Source organism: Shimia sp. FJ5 (assembly GCF_032918335.1).
GTDB lineage: Bacteria > Pseudomonadota > Alphaproteobacteria > Rhodobacterales > Rhodobacteraceae > Shimia > Shimia aestuarii_A.
Window position 1 is genome coordinate 842,964 of record NZ_JAWJUV010000001.1, and the last position, 22,157, is coordinate 865,120.

At 61.3% G+C, this 22,157-nt stretch carries 26 protein-coding genes and 1 tRNA gene; 16 read left to right on the forward strand and 11 right to left on the reverse strand.

Annotation, left to right across the window (positions count from 1 at the left end; all coding sequences use genetic code 11):
- Positions 1–59 precede the first annotated feature (59 nt).
- A complete protein-coding gene (locus R1W01_RS04280) occupies positions 60–905 on the reverse strand; it encodes an AAA family ATPase (protein WP_243614560.1) in 846 nt (281 codons plus the stop codon).
- Positions 906–1,312: 407 nt separating this feature from the next.
- Between R1W01_RS04280 and dksA the strand changes: the two genes are divergently transcribed.
- From dksA to R1W01_RS04300, 4 genes are all read left to right on the forward strand, one after another.
- Positions 1,313–1,735 (forward strand): RNA polymerase-binding protein DksA, encoded by a 423-nt coding sequence (gene dksA, locus R1W01_RS04285; protein ID WP_243614593.1) that lies wholly within the window; start codon positions 1,313–1,315, stop codon positions 1,733–1,735.
- An 87-nt stretch (positions 1,736–1,822) separates the two neighbouring features.
- Positions 1,823–2,995 (forward strand): FAD-dependent monooxygenase, encoded by a 1,173-nt coding sequence (locus tag R1W01_RS04290; RefSeq protein ID WP_297756127.1) that lies wholly within the window; start codon positions 1,823–1,825, stop codon positions 2,993–2,995.
- A gap of 3 nt (positions 2,996–2,998) precedes the next feature.
- The gene (locus tag R1W01_RS04295) at positions 2,999–3,463 is read left to right on the forward strand and encodes a GNAT family N-acetyltransferase (protein ID WP_297756125.1); all 465 of its coding nucleotides are present in this window, start codon (positions 2,999–3,001) and stop codon (positions 3,461–3,463) included.
- Between the two features lie 181 nt (positions 3,464–3,644).
- Positions 3,645–4,292: a MarC family protein gene (locus R1W01_RS04300; RefSeq protein ID WP_297756123.1), complete on the forward strand. Its 648-nt coding sequence runs from the start codon at positions 3,645–3,647 to the stop codon at positions 4,290–4,292.
- A 6-nt stretch (positions 4,293–4,298) separates the two neighbouring features.
- Here R1W01_RS04300 and xth read toward each other — a convergent pair whose 3' ends face one another.
- Positions 4,299–5,102: an exodeoxyribonuclease III gene (gene xth, locus R1W01_RS04305; protein ID WP_297756121.1), complete on the reverse strand. Its 804-nt coding sequence runs from the start codon at positions 5,100–5,102 to the stop codon at positions 4,299–4,301.
- A 392-nt stretch (positions 5,103–5,494) separates the two neighbouring features.
- On the opposite strand from xth, the gene R1W01_RS04310 reads away from it, so the two are divergent.
- From R1W01_RS04310 to R1W01_RS04320, 3 genes are read left to right on the forward strand one after another with little or no spacing between them, the layout of a single operon-like run.
- Positions 5,495–5,938: a DUF6749 domain-containing protein gene (locus R1W01_RS04310; RefSeq protein ID WP_297756119.1), complete on the forward strand. Its 444-nt coding sequence runs from the start codon at positions 5,495–5,497 to the stop codon at positions 5,936–5,938.
- 60 nt (positions 5,939–5,998) lie between these two features.
- Positions 5,999–7,072 carry a DUF6902 family protein gene (locus R1W01_RS04315; protein ID WP_297756117.1) on the forward strand — a complete coding sequence of 358 codons (1,074 nt, stop codon included), beginning with the start codon at positions 5,999–6,001 and terminating at the stop codon, positions 7,070–7,072.
- Entirely contained in the window at positions 7,072–8,007 is a 936-nt protein-coding gene (locus R1W01_RS04320; RefSeq protein ID WP_297756115.1) for a DMT family transporter, read from the forward strand. Before R1W01_RS04315 ends, R1W01_RS04320 begins: the two co-directional genes overlap by 1 nt.
- 47 nt (positions 8,008–8,054) lie before the next feature.
- Here the strand turns inward: R1W01_RS04320 and R1W01_RS04325 are convergent, their stop codons facing one another.
- Positions 8,055–8,378, reverse strand: coding sequence for a HesB/IscA family protein (locus R1W01_RS04325; RefSeq protein ID WP_243614567.1), 324 nt, complete (start codon positions 8,376–8,378; stop codon positions 8,055–8,057).
- A 71-nt stretch (positions 8,379–8,449) separates the two neighbouring features.
- Here R1W01_RS04325 and R1W01_RS04330 point away from each other — a divergent pair, with 71 nt between their 5' ends.
- From R1W01_RS04330 to R1W01_RS04360, 7 genes are all read left to right on the forward strand, one after another.
- Positions 8,450–9,643 (forward strand): deoxyguanosinetriphosphate triphosphohydrolase, encoded by a 1,194-nt coding sequence (locus R1W01_RS04330; RefSeq protein WP_411028140.1) that lies wholly within the window; start codon positions 8,450–8,452, stop codon positions 9,641–9,643.
- Positions 9,644–9,701: 58 nt separating this feature from the next.
- Positions 9,702–11,447, forward strand: a complete 1,746-nt coding sequence (gene argS, locus R1W01_RS04335) for an arginine--tRNA ligase (protein WP_297756113.1) — start codon at positions 9,702–9,704, stop codon at positions 11,445–11,447.
- Positions 11,448–11,528: 81 nt separating this feature from the next.
- Positions 11,529–12,425 carry an SPOR domain-containing protein gene (locus R1W01_RS04340; RefSeq protein WP_297756111.1) on the forward strand — a complete coding sequence of 299 codons (897 nt, stop codon included), beginning with the start codon at positions 11,529–11,531 and terminating at the stop codon, positions 12,423–12,425.
- Positions 12,422–13,426, forward strand: coding sequence for a beta-N-acetylhexosaminidase (gene nagZ / locus R1W01_RS04345; RefSeq protein WP_297756109.1), 1,005 nt, complete (start codon positions 12,422–12,424; stop codon positions 13,424–13,426). Before R1W01_RS04340 ends, nagZ begins: the two co-directional genes overlap by 4 nt.
- Positions 13,419–14,216 carry a segregation and condensation protein A gene (locus R1W01_RS04350; protein WP_243614571.1) on the forward strand — a complete coding sequence of 266 codons (798 nt, stop codon included), beginning with the start codon at positions 13,419–13,421 and terminating at the stop codon, positions 14,214–14,216. Before nagZ ends, R1W01_RS04350 begins: the two co-directional genes overlap by 8 nt.
- Positions 14,209–14,886: an SMC-Scp complex subunit ScpB gene (gene scpB, locus R1W01_RS04355; RefSeq protein WP_243614572.1), complete on the forward strand. Its 678-nt coding sequence runs from the start codon at positions 14,209–14,211 to the stop codon at positions 14,884–14,886. Before R1W01_RS04350 ends, scpB begins: the two co-directional genes overlap by 8 nt.
- A gap of 94 nt (positions 14,887–14,980) precedes the next feature.
- On the forward strand, positions 14,981–15,196 hold the full coding sequence (locus tag R1W01_RS04360; RefSeq protein WP_297756105.1) for a hypothetical protein: 216 nt from the start codon (positions 14,981–14,983) through the stop codon (positions 15,194–15,196).
- Positions 15,197–15,205: 9 nt separating this feature from the next.
- On the opposite strand, the gene R1W01_RS04365 is transcribed toward R1W01_RS04360, so the two are convergent.
- The 8 genes from R1W01_RS04365 to R1W01_RS04400 all read right to left on the reverse strand — a co-directional run bounded on the left by R1W01_RS04365 (position 15,206) and on the right by R1W01_RS04400 (position 20,746).
- A complete protein-coding gene (locus R1W01_RS04365; RefSeq protein WP_297756104.1) occupies positions 15,206–16,282 on the reverse strand; it encodes a 2'-deoxycytidine 5'-triphosphate deaminase in 1,077 nt (358 codons plus the stop codon).
- A 64-nt stretch (positions 16,283–16,346) separates the two neighbouring features.
- Positions 16,347–16,423, reverse strand: a tRNA-Pro gene (locus tag R1W01_RS04370).
- 60 nt (positions 16,424–16,483) lie between these two features.
- The gene (locus R1W01_RS04375) at positions 16,484–17,311 is read right to left on the reverse strand and encodes a MerR family transcriptional regulator (protein ID WP_297756102.1); all 828 of its coding nucleotides are present in this window, start codon (positions 17,309–17,311) and stop codon (positions 16,484–16,486) included.
- Positions 17,312–17,326: 15 nt separating this feature from the next.
- Positions 17,327–17,629, reverse strand: coding sequence for an integration host factor subunit alpha (ihfA, locus tag R1W01_RS04380; RefSeq protein ID WP_243614576.1), 303 nt, complete (start codon positions 17,627–17,629; stop codon positions 17,327–17,329).
- A 97-nt stretch (positions 17,630–17,726) separates the two neighbouring features.
- The gene (locus tag R1W01_RS04385) at positions 17,727–18,701 is read right to left on the reverse strand and encodes a beta-ketoacyl-ACP synthase III (protein WP_243614577.1); all 975 of its coding nucleotides are present in this window, start codon (positions 18,699–18,701) and stop codon (positions 17,727–17,729) included.
- Positions 18,698–19,804, reverse strand: a complete 1,107-nt coding sequence (gene plsX / locus R1W01_RS04390; RefSeq protein ID WP_243614578.1) for a phosphate acyltransferase PlsX — start codon at positions 19,802–19,804, stop codon at positions 18,698–18,700. Before plsX ends, R1W01_RS04385 begins: the two co-directional genes overlap by 4 nt.
- Before the next feature lie 23 nt (positions 19,805–19,827).
- On the reverse strand, positions 19,828–20,034 hold the full coding sequence (rpmF, locus tag R1W01_RS04395; protein ID WP_243614579.1) for a 50S ribosomal protein L32: 207 nt from the start codon (positions 20,032–20,034) through the stop codon (positions 19,828–19,830).
- Between the two features lie 151 nt (positions 20,035–20,185).
- On the reverse strand, positions 20,186–20,746 hold the full coding sequence (locus tag R1W01_RS04400; protein ID WP_297756099.1) for a YceD family protein: 561 nt from the start codon (positions 20,744–20,746) through the stop codon (positions 20,186–20,188).
- 84 nt (positions 20,747–20,830) lie between these two features.
- Between R1W01_RS04400 and R1W01_RS04405 the strand changes: the two genes are divergently transcribed.
- Complete coding sequence (locus R1W01_RS04405) at positions 20,831–21,283, forward strand: outer membrane protein assembly factor BamE (RefSeq protein WP_243614581.1); 453 nt, start codon at positions 20,831–20,833, stop codon at positions 21,281–21,283.
- An 87-nt stretch (positions 21,284–21,370) separates the two neighbouring features.
- Positions 21,371–22,108 carry a GNAT family N-acetyltransferase gene (locus tag R1W01_RS04410; protein ID WP_243614582.1) on the forward strand — a complete coding sequence of 246 codons (738 nt, stop codon included), beginning with the start codon at positions 21,371–21,373 and terminating at the stop codon, positions 22,106–22,108.
- Positions 22,109–22,157: the final 49 nt, after the last annotated feature.

Genomic DNA, 22,157 nt, shown 5'->3' on the forward strand with positions numbered 1-22,157 from the left:
CAAACCCTAGGCAGGCTTTAGGGCGATATTATGGCTCTTTTACGCGTTAAATCCAGTGCTTAGCGGCGTGAGCGGGCCATGAAGGCGAGGCGTTCAAAGAGGTGCACGTCCTGTTCGTTCTTCAGCAAGGCGCCATGCAGTTTGGGCAGGGCATCCACGCCGTCGCGTTTGATGTCCTCGGCGTCGAGATCTTCGGCGAGCAGGAGTTTCAGCCAGTCGAGCACTTCGGAGGTCGACGGCTTTTTCTTCAGGCCGGGGGTTTCCCGAATTTCGTAGAACTGGGTCAGGGCCGTGGTCAGGAGCGAGGATTTGATGCCCGGATGATGCACCTCGACGATCTGTTGCATCGTCTCGGTGTCGGGGAAGCGGATATAGTGGAAGAAACAGCGGCGCAGGAAGGCGTCGGGGAGTTCTTTTTCATTGTTCGAAGTGATGATCATGATCGGGCGTTGCTTGGCCTTGATCGTCTCGCCGGTCTCGTAGACGTGGAACTCCATCTTGTCGAGTTCCTGAAGGAGGTCGTTGGGGAACTCGATATCGGCCTTGTCGATCTCGTCGATCAGCAGAACGACTTTCTCGTCGGCCTCAAAGGCCTCCCAGAGTTTGCCTTTCTTGATGTAGTTCTTCACGTCATGAACGCGCTCTTCGCCGAGTTGGCTATCGCGCAGGCGCGAGACCGCGTCATACTCGTAAAGGCCTTGTTGCGCCTTTGTGGTCGATTTGATGTTCCATTCGATCATCCGCAGGCCAAGCCCCTCTGCCACCTGCTTGGCAAGCTCTGTCTTGCCGGTGCCGGGCTCGCCCTTGACGAGAAGCGGGCGCTCCAGCGCCACCGCGGCGTTCACGGCGATGGTAAGATCGTCGGTGGCCACATAGGTGCTCGTGCCTTCAAAACGATGGGTCATGGGGCGTCCTTCCTGCCTGCATCTGCGCGTCATTCATATGTCCGGCATTTGGGTAAAGCGGTGACGCCGCTTTGGCAATCCCCGCCGCTGCGTCGGAAGCAGTCAACCAGCCGTGTTGTTAGACGCGCGACTTGTTTGAGCAATCAGACCATTTGCACCGATCAAGATTGTTGCGCGGGAAGGAACAATCCACGGAGTGCTCCGGTATTGGCGAATGCAATCCAGAACGCCTGCAACAGATGCATGTTTTTCCACATGAAAACGTGAACAGTTTGATCTTGGGAAATACGCGCTTTGGCTAGTGACATTCGCACAGCTCTGGGCTATTGGCTTGCGCAGAGTGAAGGGAGTGCCTGATGTCTGAAGAAATGATTGTGACGGACGTTAGCCACGACGAGGGAGCAACCATGAAAGCTGAATCTTTCCTGCCAGACGATTACCGTCCGGCAGAAGACGAACCGTTCATGAATGAACGACAGGTCGAATATTTCCGCCGCAAACTCATCAACTGGCGGAGCGAACTTCTGGAAGACAGCCGCGATACCATCGAGGGCATGAAGGACAGCACGCGCAATATCCCGGATATTGCGGACCGTGCCAGCGAAGAAACAGACCGAGCGCTCGAGCTGCGCACGCGGGACCGCCAGCGCAAACTCGTTGCCAAGATCGACTCGGCGCTGCGCCGGATTGATGAAGGCGAATACGGATATTGCGAAGTGACCGGCGAGCCGATTTCGCTCAAGCGCCTCGACGCCCGTCCGATCGCGACCATGAGCCTTGAGGCGCAAGAGCGTCACGAGCGCCGCGAAAAAGTTCACCGCGACGACTGACGCGGCATGAGCTTGGGAAGATGACAGAGGCGCCGGGGGTGAAAGCCCGGCGCTTTTTCCGTCCATGGGGCGGTGCAGGAGATGGGAATGGGTTTAGACGGACAGAAGATCACGGTCGCCGGTGCCGGGATTGGCGGCCTTACGGCGGCGATTGCGCTGCGCCAGCGCGGCGCGCAGGTGACGGTGCTTGAGCAGGCCGAGGCGATCACCGAGGTGGGGGCCGGTATTCAGGTCAGCCCGAACGGGTTTGCGGTTCTCAAGGCACTTGGTCTTGGGGAGGCATTCCGGGGTATCGCCGTGCAGGGCGAGGCGGTGGAACTGCGCGACTATCGCGCGGGGGGACTTGTGGCGCGTCTCGATCTTGGGCTCTTGCCGCAGGATCAGCCGTATTTCTTTGTCCATCGCTCGGATCTCATCGATCTTCTGGCCGAGACCGCGCGGGCGGCTGGGGTGCGTATCCGGCTTTTGCAGAAGGTGGAGCGCGTGGCGCTTGATGATGGGCCGGTTCTGCATATGGGCAATGGCGACGTGGTGAAGCCCAAGCTCCTGATCGGGGCGGACGGGCTACATTCGAAGCTGCGTCAGACGCTCAACGGCGTGCAGGCCCCGTTCTTCACGCGCCAGACCGCATGGCGGGCGACGATCCCGAACGTGATTGGCCATCCCAATGTGTCGCGCGTCCATATGGGGCCGCGTCAGCACATGGTGAGCTATCCGCTCCGGGGCGGCGAGATCATCAACATCGTTGCCGTGCAGGAGCGCACGGGCTGGGCCGAAGAGGGCTGGATGCATGAGGATGACCCCGCCAACCTGCGCAGGGCCTTTGCGGGCTATGGTGGCGAGGCGAAACAGATGCTCGACGCGGTGGAGCGCGTGGGGTTCTGGGGGCTGTTCCGCCATCCGGTCGCGCCTGTCTGGCACAAGGGACGGGCGGCGATCCTTGGCGATGCGGCACACCCGACGCTGCCGTTCATGGCGCAAGGCGCGGTGATGGCGATGGAAGATGCCTGGGTTCTGGCGCATGCGCTTGACGGGGCGGAGAGCGTTGAGGCGGGGCTTGCCGCCTATCAGACACGGCGCGAGGCGCGGGTGCGTAAGGTGATCGAGGCGGCCAATGGCAATGCGTGGAAATACCACCTCGCCTTTCCGCCGCTACGGTTCGGGGCGCATCTGGGCTTGCGCGCGCTGTCCACGCTCGCGCCAAAAAAGCTCATGCAGCAATTCGACTGGATCTATCGTCACGATGTGACGAAGGGGTAGGGTATGGTGTCGATACGGTCCCTCACGGCGGCGGACTATGAAGCCGCGGCGCGGATTTTCTTTGCCGCGGTGCATGAGGGCACCCGCAACCTCTATACGCCCGAACAGCGCCGTGCCTGGGGCGGAGAGGCGGTCAATCTCGACACATGGCGATCCGTGTTCCTTGAGGTTGAGGGCTGCTTTGCGGAGGATGAGGGCGGCCCGCTTGGGTTCATGACGCTCGATCAGGCAGGGTATATAGATTTCGCGTTCGTTCATCCGGACGCCGCCCGCAAAGGGGTCGGCGCAGCCCTATTTGCAGAGGTGGAGAGACGGGCGCGTGCGCAGGCGATTGCGGAACTGACCACCAATGCGAGCCTCGCGGCGCAGCCGTTCTTTGCGCGGCACGGTTTTGAGATCGTTGAGAAAGAAGAGATTGCGCGCAACGGTGCCACGCTCACGCGCTATGCCATGCGCAAAACGCTCTAGGCCGCAGTTCGACCCGGACGGCGGTTGTTCGACTGGACCTATCGCCACGATGTGACGAAGGGAGAAGCGCGCAGACTGACGTGCTGGACAATTGGTTTCATCCGTTCTCCTCTCGCCCTATGTTGGAGCGGCGAACAGGCCGCATGCCACAGGGGGCGGCGGAGGATAGGGCAGGTGCTTGATGGATTGGACGTCACTCACACGTGAATTCGTGACGCTATTGGTTGTGATTGATCCGATTGGGACGATTCCGGTGTTTCTCTTCGCCGTGCAGAGCGTGCCGAAGCATCTACACCGGCTCTTTGCGATTAGAGCGGTTGCGATCGCCAGCCTTGTGCTCTTTGCGTTTCTGGTTGGCGGGCAGGTGCTTCTCGAGACGCTTGGATTGCGGCTCGGGTCATTTCAGGTTGCGGGCGGGGTCGTGCTTTTCCTGTTCGCGATGATGATGGTTTTTGGCGAGTCCAAACCTGCGCGCGAGATCGAAGAGGCCGGGAGAGATCACCTGTCTGGCGCGGTCTTCCCGCTTGCCATGCCGTCGATTGCGTCTCCGGGTGCGATGCTCGCGATTGTTGTGCTCACGGATAACCATACAGAACCGCTTGCAGATCAAGCCACGACGGCGGGCCTTTTGGGGCTTGTGCTCTTGCTGACGCTTGGTGTTTTGCTCTTGGCGAGCGCGATTCATCGGTTGATCGGCAACACCGGGGCGAGCGTCATAAGCCGCGTGATGGGGATCATCTTGGCCACCATCGCGGTTGATGCCGTTCTTGGGGGGCTGGATGCGCTGGGCGTGCTGGAGCTTGCACCGATGAGCGTCGGTATCGAGTAAGACCCCTTAGGCCGCCAGTTCGACCCAGATCGGCACATGGTCCGAGGGCTTCTCGCGACCGCGCACCTCTTTGTCGATCTGGCAATCGCGCAGGAGATCGGCGCAATGCGGGCTTAGCAGGAAGTGGTCGATGCGGATGCCATCGTCGCGGTTCCATGCGCCCGCCTGATAGTCCCAGAAGGAATAGTGACCGGGGCCGAGCGTGCGGGCGCGGAAGGCCTCGGTAAAACCGAGGTTGAGGATTTCGCGATAGGCGGCGCGGCTTTCGGGGCGGGCGAGGGCGTCTTCCTGCCAGACCTCGGGGCGTTTGGCGTCTTCGTCCTGCGGGATGATGTTATAGTCGCCCGCCATGAGGAAGGGTTCCTCGAGCGCAAGAAGCGCTTTGGCGCGGGCCTTCATACGGCGCATCCAAGCGAGTTTATAGGCGTATTTGCCACCCGGTTTCGGCGCGCCGTCTTCGATCTCGACCGGGTTGCCATTGGGCAGGTAGAGGCCGCAGACGCGCACCGGCACGTCGCCCATCACGGTCGCCTCGATCCAGCGCGCCTGTTCATCGGCATCGTCGCCGGGAAGCCCGCGTGTCACGTCCTCGAGGGGAAGTTTCGACAGGATCGCAACGCCGTTGAAGCTTTTTTGGCCATGGGTCTCGACACGGTAACCGCGCTCTTCAAAGATTTCGCGGGGGAAGTTTTCGTCGATGGATTTGATCTCTTGCAGGACCACCACATCCGGTGCGGCCTCGTCGAGCCATTGCGGTAGCGCCAGGGCGCGGGCCTTGATGCCGTTGATGTTGAAGCTCGCGATCTTCATGGCCTGTTCCCTTCCGTCGGTGCCTGCCTCCTGTATCCTCCATGCGCGGGGGGCATGCAAGCGGTGCGGGCGCTTTGCAGATGAGATCTGACAGGTGGCGCGGGGCGGGGAATCGGTCTGGTCGGAACGGAGGGATTCGGGTGCATTTAGGGGGTGTCGCGGCGCAACCTAGGGGCGAGTCCTGCGAAATAGGGCAAAAACAAGGCGAAAGCTTGTCAGAAATATGGCATACTTGCCAATCTCAAAAATCCTATAAATCTCAGGCATTTGAAGTACAACCTTTACGGTATTTCTTTGCGCAGAAACCCGAATAGCGAGAAATTTCGTTTGGAGGAACCCGTTTTGCGTGCAAGCGTTGCCCTGCTCAAACTTCAACTGGAGGGATCCTAGAAATGCTCGCTGAAAAGTCTGTCGAACTGGTTAACGAAACGAAAACGCACCGTGCGGGCCCCCCGTCGGAGGCCAGCCTGCATGATGGCGTGGCCACCGAAATGTTCACGTCGGGGCTGTCGCCCGAGGCGCACCGCGACGCGATGGCCGGAGAGGGCGCCGAGCTGTTTACCTCGGGTCTTGTCCAGATGTTCACCTCGGGTCTTGCACCGGAAGCGGCCCGCGATGCGATGGCGGGCGACGGGGCTGAGATGTTCACCTCGGGTCTTGTGCAGATGTTCACGTCCGGGCTTGGTCCGATCGGTCAGGCCGAGGCAAGCACAGGTGAGGGTGTCGAGATGTACACCTCCGGCCTCGTGCAGATGTTCACCTCGGGGCTCGCGCCGCAGGGTGTGGCGAAGGCCGACGCGGGCGAAGGTGCCGAGCTTTTCACATCGGGCCTCTAAGAGACCTTTGACCGGGGCGCAGCTGCCGCGCCCCGGCCTATCTTTTCGGGGGAGTTCGCCGTGACCAATGTCCTTGCCTTTACCCATCCTGCACCCGTGCGGCCCGAAGCCGAACGCCATGCGGCAATGATGCAGAGCTTTGCCGCGCATCGCCGCCATGGTGATGATGTGTTCTGGCTCAAGGAAAACGCGGAGCTTCTCAATATCCTAGAATGCACGAATAGCGCGTTGGATGAGGCCGATCTCGAATCCTACCGGGGGTTCTATGACGGGGTGGAAAAACGGCTTCGGTTTTTCCCGCAGTACTATCGGTTCCTGTTGTCGATCTGCCTTGATCTTGAGGATCTCGGGATGGCGGGGGACAAGGGGGCCGCGCTTGTCGCGTGGGTCGCAGAAGAGGGTTTTGCCCATGTCGAGCTCTCGGATCTGCAACGGTTGGAAGCGCGGCGCTTGATGGCGCGGCGCGGGGTTGACCCGCTTCCCGGCGATGGGGGGCTCGAGGAGCGGGTGCGCGGGTTCATCGGGCGCTCGGCGAGTTTTTCAATGCCGAACAAGAAGGCGGCGTATGAGTTGACTCACGCGGTGTTCTACCTGTCGGAATATGGTCGCCGCGACCCGCAGCTCGACGAGGCGACGCGGTTGTCGCTTGAATTCGCGGGGCTTCTGGCCTTTCTCGAGCAGAACGCCGACCTGCTTGCCGAGATTTGTCTCGCGTTGCGCTTTGGCGGCTTCGAGGTGCCGGAGGTCTGGGAGGCATGGCTCGTGCGGCACACGCATCTGTTCACTGTCCTCAGCCCGGACGAGGCCTCGGTGCAAGACGATTACCACGAATACCTCGTGTGCAACTGGCTCATGCGGTGCAAGGGAGAGCGCGGGTTTGCCAAGGCGATGGCGTCGGATGGCATGGTGTTTCGGCGCGCTTCGGGGGTGTCGGGGCCGCTCCGGGAGTTGTCGGAATGCATGTATGGGCTCGACAATCGCAGCGGCGACTGGACCGCGATGCGGCCCGTGGTGATCGAGCGGCTTTCGCAGGATGCGCAGACGGTCCTGTCTTGGGCCGAACATTCCAGCGACAAATTCGATATGTTCTTTGAAGGTTTTGCCCGAGCGGGCGGCGCGCGGGGGATGGCGTGATGCAGGGGATCAACCGCGAGGCGCTCGCCGGGACGGGGCTTGTCGTTCTTTATACGCTGATGATCTCGTCGGCGGACGCGATCACGAAATTCATCGCCAAGGGTTATGCCGCGCCACAGCTTTTCGCCTTTTCCGGGGCGGTGGTTGTGGCGCTCTCATGGGTGTCGGCACGGATGAAACGCGGGCAGGGGCAGAGCCTGCGCACGTCCTGCCCGCGGGCAATGGCGCTTCGCGCGCTCCTGACTGTGGTCGGATCGGTGGCGTTTTTTCAGGCTTTCCGGCTTTTGCCGTTTGCGGAAGTCTTCGTCTTTATTGGTTTGATGCCGCTCTTCGCAGGGATGCTCTCGGGGCCGGTCCTTGGCGAGCATGTACGGCCGATGGCCTGGGGGGCGCTGGCGGCGGGGTTTGTGGGCGTGCTGTGCCTGTTTCCCGGTGGCCTCGCCTCGGTGACGGCGGGGCATTTGGTGGCGCTGGCCGCCTGTCTTTGCGGGGCGCTTTCGCTCGTCCTCGCGCGCTATATCGGCGGGTATGAGAAAAATTCCATCGCGCAGGTGTTCTATCCGAACCTCGCGCTATTCCTCGCAATGGCGCTGGCCCTGCCGTTTGTCTACAAGCCGATGCCACTCTCTGATCTCGCTTGGGTCGGGGCGTATGCGGGTTTCCTCTTTGCGGCGCGGTGGGTCTCGGTCGTGGCGCTCCGACTTCTGGCGGCCTATGCGGTAACGCCACTGATGAACTTGCAGTTCGTTTGGATGGTGATCCTCGGCGCGGTGTTTTTTGGCGAAGTGCCGGGCGGGCATATCTATCTCGGGGTGGCGATCGTGATCGGCTCGGGGGTGTTCCTCGTCTATGATCAGATGCAACCCGGCGGTGTGCCGATGCCCGGTTGGATGCGTCGACCGCAGTTTATGCGGCGCGCAAAGAGTGTTCGGTAATCATTTGATTTTGTTTGTAAAAGGGGTGCTCACAAAGCGCCCCTTTCTTACATCGAAAAGCTTGTGCCGCAGCCGCAGGAGCTTGTCGCGTTGGGGTTCTCGATAACGAAACGCGCGCCGATGAGTTCCTCGGTGAAGTCGATCACAGCGTTGGACAGGAACGGCAGCGAGACGCTATCGACGAGGACTTTCTCGCCCTGACCCTCGAGCACCATGTCATCCTCGGCTTGGCTGTCGAGCTTGATCTCATACTGAAATCCCGAGCAGCCTCCGCCCTCGACGGCGACACGCAGGGCCTGTCCCTGCGACGCGGCGCCGATCTCGGCGAGGCGGGCAAAGGCGCGGTCGGTGACTTTGGGCGGCAGGTTCATGGCGAGGCTCCTGAAAGGGCGCGTGGGAATTGACCGGTTTCAAACGGCGTTTGCCTGCAATATAGAAATCCATGAGACAGGCGACAAGGACCGACGAAGGGGCCGACACCATGCCAGCCAAGGCGCAAGCCGCATATGCTTCTGATCCCGCACTGTCGCGGGGCCGCAAGGTGGCCGAGGAGGAAAGCGCGTTTCGCTCGTGTTTTCAAAGGGATCGCGACCGTATCATCCATTCGAGCGCGTTTCGTCGCCTGAAGCACAAGACGCAAGTTTTTGTGGAACACGAAGGCGATAGTTTTCGCACCCGTCTCACCCATTCCATCGAGGTTGCACAGGTGGCGAGGACGATTGCCGGGGCGCTCGAGTTGAACCAAGAGCTGACCGAGGCGGTCGCGCTGGCGCATGACCTTGGGCATACGCCATTCGGGCATACGGGCGAGGATGCGCTTGATGCCTTGATGCAGCCCTATGGCGGGTTCGATCATAACGCGCAGGCGATCCGCATCGTCACATCGCGCGAGCGGCACTATGCAGAGTTTGATGGGCTTAACCTCACCTGGGAGACGCTCGAGGCGATTGCCAAGCATAACGGTCCGGTGACGGGGGAGCTTCCCTATGCGCTGGCGGATTACAACGCGGTGCATGACCTTGAATTGCACACTTATGCCAGTGCCGAGGCGCAGGTTGCGGCGCTTTCGGATGATATTGCTTATAACAACCACGATCTTCTCGACGGGTTGCGGGCGGGGCTTTTCACAGAGGCCGAGATTTCCGAGTTGCCCATCGTGGGCGCGGCGTTTGACGCGGTTGATCGGACCTATCCGGGGCTTGAGGCGATCCGGCGGCGGCATGAGGCGCTGCGGCGGGTGTTTGGCGTCATGGTGGCGGATGTGATCGACACCTCGCGCAGTCTCCTCAAGGCGAGCGGGGCGGCGTCGGTCGAGGAAATACGTGGTCTTGGCGCGCCGGTGATCCAATTCTCGCCAAAGGTCTGGTCGGATCTCAAGGTGATCCGCAAGTTCCTATTCACGCGCATGTATCGTGCGCCGTCCGTTGTTGAGATGCGCGAGCGGGTGACGCAGGTGGTTGAAGACCTCTTTCCGCTCTACCTTTCCGACCCAAAGCTTTTGCCGGATCGCTGGCAGGATGAGATCGCGGCGGCGGGGGGCGAAACCGGGCTGGCGCGGATCGTGTCGGATTACCTCTCTGGCATGACCGATCGCTTTGCTCTTCAGGAACATGCGAGGCTTGTCGGGAAGGCGTGATCGGTTGACCTGACCGCCGGGAGTGATAAACCCGCGACAAATCACGAGGACCGCTCCGATGAACCTTTTTACCGAGATGCGCGCGCTTGTTATCGCGTCGCTTGAAACCATGCAGACCGAGGGCTCGCTGCCCGAGGGGTTGGACTTTGCCAATGTGGCGGTCGAGCCGCCGCGCGATGCGGCGCATGGGGATATGGCGACCAACGCGGCGATGGTTCTTGCCAAGCCCGCAAAGATGAAGCCGCGCGATATCGCCGAGGCTCTGGCGGGTAAACTTGCCGCGGATGACCGTGTGACCTCTGCCGAGGTGGCGGGGCCGGGGTTCCTTAACTTGCGTCTTGCGCCCGCGCTCTGGCAGGGGCTTGTGAAATCGGTGCTCGAGACTGGCGCGGATTTCGGCCGCTCGACCATGGGCGAGAACAAAAAGGTCAATGTCGAATATGTTTCGGCCAACCCGACCGGACCGCTGCATGTGGGCCACACTCGGGGCGCGGTCTTTGGTGATGCGCTGGCGAGCCTATTGGACTTCGTCGGTTATGACGTGACGCGCGAATATTACATCAACGATGGCGGCGCGCAGGTCGATGTGCTCGCGCGGTCGGTTTACCTGCGCTATCTCGAGGCGCATGGGCAGGACGTGGCTTTTGAGGACGGCACCTATCCGGGCGATTATCTGATCCCGGTCGGCGACGCGCTCAAGGAGAAGGTCGGCGATGCCTATGTCGGTCAGGACGAAGATGTCTGGCTTGCCGAGGTGCGCGAATTCGCGACCGAGAAGATGATGGACCTGATCCGCGACGACCTGAAGGCGCTTGGTGTCGAGATGGACGTGTTCTTTTCGGAGAAATCCCTCTACGGCACCGGCCGGATCGAGGCGGCGCTTGAGGCGCTTGAGAGCAAGGGGCTTATCTATGAAGGCGTGCTCGAGCCGCCGAAGGGCAAGACGCCCGAGGATTGGGAGCCGCGCGAACAAACGCTATTCCGGTCGACCGATCATGGCGATGACGTGGACCGCCCGGTGAAGAAATCCGACGGAAGCTGGACCTATTTCGCGCCGGATATTGCCTACCATTTTGACAAGGTTTCCAGAGGGTTCGACGCGCTTATTGATGTATTTGGCGCGGACCATGGCGGCTATGTCAAGCGCATGAAAGCCGCCGTGTCGGCGCTTTCAGATGGGCAGGTGCCGCTGGATATCAAGCTGACGCAGCTTGTGAAGCTCTGGAAGAACGGCGAGCCGTTCAAGATGTCCAAACGGGCGGGCAATTTCGTCACGCTGCGCGACGTGGTGGAGCAGGTCGGTCCGGACGTGACACGTTTCGTCATGCTGACGCGCAAGAACGATGCACCGCTCGATTTCGACTTTGACAAGGTGCTTGAGCAGTCCAAGGACAACCCGGTTTTCTACGTCCAATACGCCCATGCCCGCGTTTGTTCGGTGCTGCGCAAAGCGCAAGAGGCGGGGATTGTCGCCGATGATGCCACGTTGATGGCGGCGGACCTTGGCAAGCTCGACCACGAGGCGGAAATCGCAGTGGCCAAGAAGGTTGCGGAATGGCCGCGTCTTGTCGAGATCGCGGGACGCACCAATGAGCCGCACCGCGTTGCATTCTACCTTTATGAATTGGCGAGCGAGCTGCACGGGTTCTGGAACAAGGGCAATGACGATGCGTCGCTGCGCTTTATCCAAGAGGGCGATGCGGCCACATCGCAGGCCAAAATCGCGCTTGCGCGCTCTGTCGCCATTGTTATTTCCGCCGGTCTTGGTATTCTTGGCGTAACTCCGGCGCAGGAGATGCGGTAACAAGCCACACGTCGCGCGGGGTTGAGGCAAAGGCAAGACGACCCCGGCGACAATGTATCGCCGTGGCAGTGAGGCGATACAATGGCAGAGATTCCGATGTCCGGACACTACGAGTCCGCACGTGAAACCCGATCCTTGGCACCGCTTGTGAACTGGGCCGGAGCGGCCTTGTCGCTCGGTCTCGTGATTGGGGCTGGCGTGTGGGGCTACAAGCTTCTGGTGCGCGATGTGACCGGTGTGCCGGTGGTGCGCGCGGTCGAAGGGCCGATGCGTATTCAACCGGAGAACCCCGGTGGGCGACAAGCGGCAAACCAGGGTCTTGCCGTCAACACCGTTGCGGCGCAGGGATCGGCGGGCAAACCTGCGGATCGTTTCGTGCTTGCACCGGCGCCGATCGAGCTTGGCGATGAGGACGTGGCGCCAGCGACCACCGAGAAACAGCCGGATATCGTGGCGCCGCCGCCACTCAAGACCGAGGAACTCGGGTCTATCGAAGAATTTGCCGCCCGGATTGCGGATGATGTTGCGCCGCTTTCAGAGCCTGTAGAGGTTGCCGTGGCCGCCCCGAAGGCCGAGGTAGAGGTCGCTCCGAAAGTGGCGGGCGGGGTTGGCCGGTCCTTGCGGCCAAGGCTGCGCCCGGCGTCTCTTTCGACCACGCCTGTGGCTGCGGCGGATACTGTTGCGCGGGCAGATACCTCTGCCGTGAATGAGGTGAGCGACGTGGCCGCCGGCACACGGATGGTTCAGCTTGGTGCCTTTGCCAGCGCCGAGATCGCGCGCGGCGAATGGGACAAGTTGCACAAGCGGTTCGGCGAGTACCTTGGCGACAAGACCCGCGTGATCCAGAAAGCACAGAGCGGTGGGCGGACCTTTTACCGCCTCCGCGCCATCGGATTTGCCGATCTGAGCGATGCGCGGCGGCTGTGTTCGGCGCTGAAGGCGCAAAACGCGGATTGTATCCCGGTGACCGCGCGGTGAGTGCGCGCGGCGCTGTGATCCTTGGCTGCGCGGGGCCACGCCTTTCGCCGCGAGAACGGGATTTCTTTGCCAAGGTGCGCCCGTTTGGCTTTATTCTTTTTGCCCGCAATATCGTGGATGCGGCGCAGGTGCGTGCGCTTTGTGATGAGTTGCGCGGGTGCGTCGACCACGAAGCGCCGATCCTGATCGATCAGGAAGGCGGGCGCGTGCAGCGGTTCCGCCCGCCCCTTGGCCGGGAATGGCCCGCGCCGCTTGCCTTTGTAGAGCAGGCCGGAGCCGAGGCCGTGCGGGCGATGTATCTACGCTATCGGATCATTGCCGAAGAGTTGCGGGCTTGTGGTGTGGATGCGAATTGCGCGCCGCTTGTCGATGTGGCCGAGGAAGGGACGCACCCGTTTCTCAAGGACCGCTGCTATGGGTTTGATGCCGAGGCGGTCGCCGCGCTTGGCCGCGCGGTGGCGGATGGGTTGCTTGATGGCGGGGTGTATCCGGTTCTGAAACACATCCCCGGCCATGGACGGGCGCGGGCTGATAGCCATCTCGACCTGCCGCGCGTCTCGGTGGAGCCTGCGGCACTGGCGCGCGATTTCGCGCCGTTTCGGGCGCTGAATGACCTTGCGATGGGGATGACAGCGCATCTTGTCTATGAGGCGATTGACGATCAGCCGGCGACGATCTCGCCGAAGATGATGGGCCTGATCCGGGAAGAGATCGGTTTTGGGGGCCTGATCATGACCGACGACATCTCGATGCAGGCGCTTTCGGGCACGCTTGCCGAGCGGTCTGCGGCGTCGATTGCGGCGGGGTGTGATGTCATCCTGCATTGCAATGGCGATTACGACGAGATGGTCGCGGTTGCAGAGGCGGCCGGGGCGTTGCAAGGCGCGGCCGAACGGCGGGCGCAGGCCGTTCTCGACACGCGCCCCACGCCAGTTCCTGTTGACATTCCGGCGCTCTCTGCCGAACTTGAAGCCCTTCTTTCAGGGCAAGGGCATGTCTGAGGACGAGACGGGTTCAATTCAGGAGGACAAGGTTGCCGCGCGGCTTGCCGCGGAGGCGCTTATTGTCGATGTGGACGGGTTCGAGGGGCCGCTCGACCTTTTGTTGACCCTGTCGCGGACCCAGAAAGTCGACCTGCGCAAGATCTCGATCCTGCATCTGGCGCAGCAATATCTGAGCTTTGTCGAGAAGGCGAAACAACTTCGCATCGAACTTGCCGCCGATTACCTTGTGATGGCGGCGTGGTTGGCTTTCCTGAAATCGCGGCTCCTCTTGCCACCGGACCCGAGCGAAGAGGGGCCGTCCGGCGAGGAACTTGCAGCGCATCTCGCGTTTCAGCTTGAGCGGCTTCAGGCGATGCGGGACGCGGCGGCGAAGCTTATGGCGCGTGACCGTTTGGGGCGCGACTTCTTTCAGCGCGGTGTGCCGGAGGATGTCACGCGGGTGCGCCGGGTGACCTATACGGCGACCTTGCTTGACCTGATGCAGGGATATGCGCGCATTCGCACGCGCGACGAATTCCGCCCCTTCGTGATGGATCGGGACTCGGTCTTTACCATGGAAGAGGCCCTTGAACGGATGCGTGGGCTGATCGGTTTCGCCGGGGACTGGACCGATATTCTAAGCTACCTTCCGGCGGGGTGGGAAAGCGATCCAAAGAAGCGCCGGTCTGCCACGGCCTCGACCTTTGCGGCCTCGCTCGAGCTTGCCAAGGAAGGCAAGGTTGAAATCCGCCAGAGCGAGACCTTTGCGCCGATCCAGGTTCGCAAGAAAGATCAAGATCATGTCTGAAGATATTGAAGAAAAACAAGAAAAAGTCGCGGAGGAGAGCCTGTTTGAGGCGCCCCCCATGGCCGAGCAAGAGCGCATGTGCGAAGCGATCCTGTTCGCCAGTGCCGAGCCGGTGACGATCAAGGAGCTCAATAGCCGGATGCCGCACGGGTGCGACGCGGCGGAGGCCTTGGTGCATCTGCGTAAGCGGTACGAGGGGCGCGGCGTCAGGGTTGTAAAGGTCGGGGATGCCTGGGCGATGCGCACGGCACCGGACCTTGGGTTTCTGATGCAGAAAGAGATGGTCGAGACCCGCAAGCTTAGCCGGGCGGCGATCGAGACCCTTGCCATTATCGCCTATCATCAGCCGATCACGCGGGCAGAGATCGAGGAAATCCGCGGCGTCAGCGTGTCGCGCGGCACGGTGGATCAGCTCTTGGAGATGGAATGGATCCGGTTTGGGCGGCGTAAGATGACGCCGGGCCGCCCGGTGACTTTCGTCGTGACACAGGAATTCCTGGATCACTTCGGGCTTGAGAACGCGCGCGATCTGCCGGGGCTGAAAGAGCTGCGGGCAGCCGGGCTTCTTGAGAGCCGACCGCCGCCGGGCTCTATGCCGGCGCTTGGGGATCGCGATGATGAGGGCGAAGAGGAAAGCAGCGAAGGGCAATCGGAACTCTTCGAGGATTGAGGTCGGAGGCGGCGAAATTTGTAATCGCCACAGTTTCTCCTAAATTGAGGTCTAGGATGCCGCAAAAGACTTCGAGCAGAGGGAAACCGATCTCATGAATGCCAATCGCATCATCAACATGGTTGTGCGCATGTTCCTGCGTAAGGCGATCAACAGCGGTATGAATGCCGGGATGAACGCCCTGAACAAGAAAGACAGCGCCGGGCGCGCGACGCCGCAAGACCAACGTCCGAACAACAACGCCCCGCAACAGGGCGTCAAACAGGCCCGCCGTGCCGCGCGTATGGCGCGTCGCATGAACAAGTTCTGACGTTGCCGCCTAGGGCGTCTTGAAGTGTTTCGAGAGCTTGAGGCCTTGCCCCTGATAGTTTGACGCAATCCCCGCGCCGTAGAGTTGTTCGGGGACATCGGCCATGCGCTCATAGACGAGGCGGCCCACCACCTGACCATGTTCGAGGACAAAGGGCGCCTCGTGACAGCGCACTTCCAGAACCCCGCGCGAGCCGGTGCCGCCAGCCGCGTCATGGCCAAAACCGGGGTCGAAGAAGCCGGCATAGTGCACCCGGAATTCCCCGACCATCGCAAGATAAGGCGCCATTTCGGCGGCGTAGGCGGGCGGGATATGCACGGCTTCGCGGCTCACGAGAATATAGAACGCACCGGGATCGAGGATGATTTGACCATCGTGACTCCGGACTTCTTCCCAGTATTCGGCGGGGTCATAGTGGTTGATATTGTCGAGGTCGATCACCCCGGTATGAGGCTTGGCGCGGTAGCCGACAAGCGTGCCGGAGGCGGGTTTGAGATCGACGGAGAAGCCGAGCCCGTCGTCGATGACGGCTTCGCCATCCACAAGCGGGCTGCGATCATGCAGGACGGAGAGATCGGCGTCGCTCAGCACGCTTTGGCCCTTGCGGAAACGGATCTGGTTGAGGCGCATGCCCGGACGCACGAGCACCGAGAAAGAGCGCGGGCAGATTTCCGCATAAAGCGGGCCGGTGTAGCCGGATTGGATGCGGTCGAACTCGGTCCCGCCATCGGTGATGGTGCGGGTCAGCAGGTCGAGCCGGCCGGTCGAGCTTTTGGCGTTGGCGACGGCGTTGACATCCTCGGGAAGCGCGAGGCTTTCCATCAGGGGCACAACGTAGACACAGCCCTTTTCGAGCACCGCGCCATCGGTAAGATCAATCTGATGCATCTCGAACTCGTCGAGGCGCTCGGCCACCGTGCGACCAGCACCGGACAGGAAGGAGGCGCGCACGCGGTAAGCCACCGTGCCAAGGCGCAAATCGAGGCTCGCGGGTTGCACCTGACCCTCGACCGGGGCCGGTTTGGCGATGATTTCACCGCTCGTGAGCATGGCGTCGATGGTCTGGCTGGGCAATACGCCGGTCATGGTGTCCTCCCAAGAACTGCATACAAAAAACGCCCGGACCCAGAGGGCCACGGGCGGTTTTTAATGGTCGGGCTAGCAGGACTCGAACCTGCGACCTTCCGTCCCCCAGACGGACGCGCTACCAGGCTGCGCCATAGCCCGACGATGGGGTGTTCATAGCGATTTTGAGGGCAGGGGCAAGTCAAAAAACGAAAACGTCCCTCAGGCATTTTCGGCGGCTTCGATCCGCGCACAGAGGGCGGTGAGGCGGTCGAGTTGGGCCGCAGCGTCCGCGCGGTTTTCCGCCACGATTCCGGTCATCGTGGCGATATCGGCAAGGAGAGATGGCCCCGGTTCAGAGGCGCGTGGTTGGTCGTCCTCCGCATCCTCTTCGGCGATCTCGTCCTCCATGGACGCGGCGGCCGCGGTTTCGGTTTCCGGCTCGGGCGCTGCGGGACTCGCTGTCGCGTCGTCTGTGGCAGGTTTCGGAGTCATGCGCTGCACGAAGGCCGGGATATCCTTTTCGGGTAGATCGTCGTCTTCTGGCGTGGCCTCGACCGGGGCTGCGTCCTGTGGCGCCTCGGTCGGCTCTGGCGCGAGATCTTCGGCAGGCGCGGCGGGCTCAGAAGCGGCCTCTTCGACCTGTGCCGGGGGCTCTTCTTCGGGCTCGTCGCGGCGCTCAAAGCTCAGTACGGTGCCGCGCTCTTCCTCGAGGGGGGCCGGGGCGACTTCGGTCAAGCCGATATCGCTCTCGGGTGTCGCGTCGTCCTCACCATCAAGCGGTTGAGACAGGCCCGCGACGTATTTCGTACCCTTTTCGCGCAGCAGTTTTTGCGCGCCTTTGATGGTCATGCCATCGTCATGCAGGAGCTTTTTGATCCCCCCCAAGAGCAGCATGTCTGCGGGCCGGTAATAGCGGCGCCCGCCCGCGCGCTTGACGGGCTTCACTTGGGTAAACTTGCTTTCCCAAAAGCGCAGCACATGCGCCTGAGTGTCGAGCCAGTCCGCGACCTCGCTAATGGTGCGAAAGGCGTCTGGAGATTTACCCATAGGTTTTTGCCTTGCTTAACTCTTGTTGCCGTCCGCGACGCGATCCTTCATCAGGTGCGACGGGCGGAAGGTCAAGACGCGGCGCGGCTCGATCGGAACCTCTTCGCCGGTCTTGGGATTGCGGCCCACGCGTGCCGCTTTGTCACGAACACTAAACGTGCCGAAAGACGAGATCTTCACCTGCTCGCCGCGCACCAGCGCATCGGACATGTGATTGAGAACGCTTTCAACCAAATCGGCAGAGTCATTGCGGGACAGACCGACCTCACGAAATACTGCTTCGCTCAAGTCCATCCGTGTCAAAGTTTTTTCGCTCATCCGTCCCCCCGGTTTTCCGTTAGAGACAAGCTTAAGGCGAATGGAATTTCCGAGTCAATATCAATGGCTTGTCAGGAGCCATTCAGAACGCCGCTGATTACCAGCGCAGCACAACCGATCCCCAGGCCAGGCCGCCACCGATGGCTTCGGTCACGATTAGGTCGCCTTGCTTGATCTGGCCGCGTTCAACCCCAACCGAAAGGGCGAGGGGAATCGAGGCTGCTGAGGTGTTGCCGTGGTCTTGCACGGTGAGGATCACGCGGTCCATCGGCACACCCATTTTCTTGGCGGTGCCTTGGATGATGCGGATATTCGCCTGATGCGGCACGATCCAGTCCACGGCGCTGTCATCAAGGTCAACCTTGCTCAGCGCGGTGTGGGCGGTCGAGGTCAGTTTCTCGACGGCTTGACGGAAGAGCGCGTTGCCTTGCATCCGCAATTTGCCCGAGTCGCCGGTCGTCGAGACGCCGCCATCTACAAAGAGCATCTCTTTGTAGCGGCCATCGGAATTGAGATCGGCGGAAAGCACGCCGCGATCCGCATTGTCGCCCTTGCCCTCTTCGGCCTTGAGGATCAGCGCGCCTGCGCCATCGCCGAATAGCACACAGGTGGCGCGGTCTTCCCAGTCCATGATGCGGCTAAAGGTTTCGGCGCCGACGACGAGAACCGTCTCGCATTGGCCCGAGAGGATCAGCGCGTTGGCATTGGTCAGGGCATAGACAAAGCCCGCACAGACCGCCTGCACGTCGAAGGCAAAGCCGCGGGTCATGCCGAGTTTCTTTTGCAGCATGGTGCCGACGGAGGGGAAGGTCAGGTCCGGTGTCGAGGTGGCCACGACGATCGCGTCAATCTCATCGGCGTCCATGCCAGCGCTCTTCAGGGCATTCCGGGCCGCTTCGAAGGCGAGATCAGAGGTGGTTTCGTCCTCGGCCGCGAAATGACGGCGTTCGATCCCAGAGCGGGTCCGAATCCATTCGTCGGTGGTATCGAGGGTCTTTTCAAATTCCGAGTTCGGAACAATTCGTTCTGGCAGGTAGTGCCCAACGCCTTTGACAACGGCGCGTCGTGTCATGATTTGGTTCCGTTCTCTTCGCCTGACGCTGGGGCATCTTGGTCCAGCCGGATGGCGGATGCAACCCGCGCGGCGAGTTTTTCCGAGAAGCCAGACTGCGAAAGCTTGAAGGCAAGTTTGACGGCGGCAGACACCCCGGTTGCATCGGAACTGCCGTGGGATTTGACCACGGTCCCGTTCAAACCAAGGAAGACGCCGCCATTGACGCGGCGCGGGTCGATGCGTTTGTTCAGGCGTTGCAGCGAGGTATAGGCGAGCAGGGCAGCGAGGCGCGAGAGCGGCGAGAATTTGAACGCCTCGCGCAGGAGCGATCCAATCAGGCTCGCCGTGCCTTCGCCGGTCTTGAGGGCGATATTGCCGGTAAAGCCATCGGTGACGATCACGTCGGCCACATCGCCCGGAATGTCGCCGCCTTCGACGAATCCCACGAAGTCAAAGCTTGCGGCGTCGGCGTTCTGGGCGATCAGGTCATGGGCGAGCTTGAGCTCGGAGCGGCCCTTATGCTCTTCGGTGCCGACATTGAGAAGGCCGATGCGGGGGCGTTTGAGCTCCATGCCGTTGCGGGCATAAGAGGCGCCCATCAGCGCGTATTGCAGCAGGTCGTGTTCGTCGGCGCGGATATCGGCGCCAACATCCAGCATGATGTTGAAGCCAGAGGCAGAGCGCGACGGCCAGAGCACGGCAATGGCGGGGCGGTTGACGCCGGGCAGTTTGCGCAGGCGCACCACCGAAAGCATCATCAAGGCGCCAGTATTGCCGCAGGAGACCACCACGTCGGCATCGCCATTGCGCACGGATTCGATCGCCGACCACATCGAGGTCGACTTGCCCGTGCGCATGACTTGGCTCGGTTTGTCTTCCATCGAGACGACGCTGTCGCAGTCGCGAATCTCGACCCGACCGGCGAGGGCCTTCTTTTTCCGGACGAGCTTTTTCAGCTCTTTTTCCGGCCCGTGCAGGATAAAGGCAATGTCGGGATTCTTCTTAGCAGAACGCGAAATGCCGGCAACCACTGCTGCCGGCCCGCGATCGCCGCCCATCGCATCAACAGAGATGACGGTGCGCCCGGCTGCCGCTTTCGCGTTTTCGCTCGATGCCGTCATGCGGGCGCTGTCCCGATTTGTCGTTATGCCGCGTCGTCGTCCAGGTCGATGTCGTCGACCATCGAAACGATCTCACGGTCATCATAGTGACCGCAGGACGCGCACACGTGGTGCGGGCGCTTCAGCTCGCCACAGTTGGAGCACTCATTGGGGTTTGCTGCAACAAGTGCGTCATGAGCACGGCGGTTGTTGCGGCGCGATTTCGATACTTTGTTCTGCTGGACAGCCATGTCGCAACCTTTGATTAACTGGGGCCCAATGACATGCATTGCGGCCGATTTCCTGAGCGTCCCGAGCCATTACGCGCAAAGCGCGCCCGAGTCCAACTCTAAATTCCGAATGAGCGCGCGAAAATACTGTGAATCCGCAGATGCGCAAGGGTTATTTTTCGTCGTCCCCGTCGAGCTTGTCGCGCAGGGCGGCAAGACCGGCAAAGGGACGCGCGTCTTCGTCCCGCATAGCGTCTTTGCCGGGCTCGGTAAACACCGCTTCGCCAAGTTCCGCCTCGTCTTTGCGCGGGTAGAGCGGAAGGTTGAGCGCCAGCGCCTCGCGCATGACCGTTTCGATGTCGATTTCAGCCCCAAGCTCTTCGACAGTGTCATCCTCGGGCATCTCGACCTCGCCGTCGATCTCCTCGGGAAGTTCAAGAGTCTTGAGGAAGAGACGTTCGATATCAGCTTCGATCCGGGTGCGCACGGGCTCAAGCGTGACCACGCAGGGCTGATCCACCGTGGCCCCGAGATGCGCCGTCAGTCGCCAGTCGGTGCGCCCGGAGGCGCGCAACTCGCCATGAAACCGCAATTTGCGCAGACCAAGAAGGCCGAGGTCTTCTGCAATCTCGTTCAGGCGCTCGTTCGTCGGGGCCAAATCGAATCGTGTGACACGGTTTTGCGGCAGATCGGCGACGCGCAGGGGCGCTATGGTATCGGTTTGTGTTGTCATTGGACCTGCTTACATTCTTGAACCAGAGGCGTTCCTTCTGTAAGCGGGATAGAAGGCAGTAGAGGCCAAGGCAAGAGGGCAGTCATGATCGCAGTTGGCAAGGGTATCAAATCGGCGGTGATCGCAGCCGGGATTATGGTCGTTCTGGGCGCCTGTACCTCGCAATACCGCAACCACGGATATGTGCCGACCGAAGAAGACCTCGCAGAGATCACTGTCGGCGTCGATACCCGCGATACCGTGGCCGAAACCGTTGGCACGCCGTCGGCCTCTGGGGTTCTCGACAGCAGCGGCTATTACTATGTGCGTAGCCGGGTGCGGCACTACGGGGCGCGCAAGCCCGAGGTGGTCGAACGCCGGATCGTCGCCATCACCTTCGACAATCGCGGCGTGGTCCGCAATGTCGAGGAATATGCGCTCGAAGATGGTCAGGCCGTGCCGATCGCGCGCCGGATCACCGACAACGATCTCAACAACCAGAGCATCCTTGGCCAGCTCCTGAAGAATATCGGTAGCTTTGGCGGCTTCAGCAGCTAACCGGCGGGGCATCGCCGCCCTGTCATTTGGCTGTTACGGATTCCTCCCTATATAGTCGTGATTGAACGATTAGCGGAGCACCTTGTCATGGTCGCTTTGTCGAAAGGGCGCTACGCCGTGCGTGTAGCCGAAACCGAGGCAGACCTGCGCGCCGCACAGGCGCTGCGGCAGATGGCGTTTCACGGTGTCGAGGCCACGGGGCTTGACGCAGATGCGTTTGATCCGATCTGCACCCACATGCTCGTCGAGGCGCGCGACAGCGGAGAGCTTGTCTGTTGCTTCCGCTTCCTGCCATTGGCGGGCGGGGGAGAGATCGACCGCTCCTACTCAGCTCAGTTCTATGAGCTGAGCGCGTTGCGCGATTTTGACGGGCCGATGGTCGAGATGGGCCGGTTCTGCATTCATCCAGAGGTCACGGACCCCGATATCCTGCGCGTGGCATGGGGGGCGATGACCTCTTATGTGGATGAAAACAATGTTGAAATGCTGTTTGGCTGTTCCTCATTCACGGGCACCGATGCCAAGGAGTATTTCGATGCTTTCGCCATGCTGCGCGACCGCCACCTTGCGCCGAAACGCTGGCTGCCGAAGGTCAAGGCGCCCAAGGTGTTCCGGTTTGCCGCACGCCTGCGCCGCAAGCCGAACCTGAAACTGGCGCAGATGCGGATGCCACCCTTGCTTCGGACCTACCTGATGATGGGCGGCTGGGTCAGCGATCATGCGGTGATCGACACACATATGAACACGCTGCATGTCTTTACAGGTCTTGAGATCCGCGCCATTCCGCCGAGCCGAAAGAAGCTTCTGCGGGCGATCGGTGCCTAAGAGAGACACGTGGCCCATTGACGGCAACAGGCGGGCGGTTTAGCCCGCT